This is a genomic window from Neisseria sp. P0021.S006 (genome assembly GCF_051956895.1).
This window is the reverse complement of the sequence record NZ_JBQCWZ010001321.1, coordinates 1-429: the sequence shown is the minus strand read 5'-3', so window position 1 is coordinate 429 and position 429 is coordinate 1. Positions and strand designations below refer to the sequence as shown.

At 50.1% G+C, this 429-nt stretch carries 1 pseudogene; it reads left to right on the top strand.

Annotation, left to right across the window (positions count from 1 at the left end):
* Nucleotides 1–429: pseudogene (locus tag ACTHUM_RS20095) on the top strand (UDP-N-acetylmuramate dehydrogenase); the annotation flags it as partial.

The window sequence follows — 429 nt, the reverse complement described above, 5'->3', positions numbered from 1 at the left end:
AACTTGGGCTATGGCGATTTGGCGGCAGCGGTTGCCGAACTAAGCCAAGGCCGAGAAGCAACGGCCAAAGATGTTTCCGATGCAGTGTGTGCAATCCGCAACAGTAAACTGCCTAATCCTAACGTACTTGGTAATGTCGGAAGTTTCTTTAAAAACCCTGTTGTCAGCGCTGAAAAAGCGGCCGATTTGTTGCAGCAATACCCCAATATGCCATGCTATCCGCAGCCTGACGGTTCGATCAAACTCGCGGCCGGCTGGCTGATTGACCAATGCCGTCTGAAAGGCCATCAGATCGGCGGTGCGGCTGTGCATGACAGACAGGCTTTGGTTTTGGTGAATAAAAACAACGCGTCCGCGCAAGATGTCCACCAGCTGGCACAATATGTTTGTAATACAGTATCTACTCAATTTCAGGTAGAATTACACGCA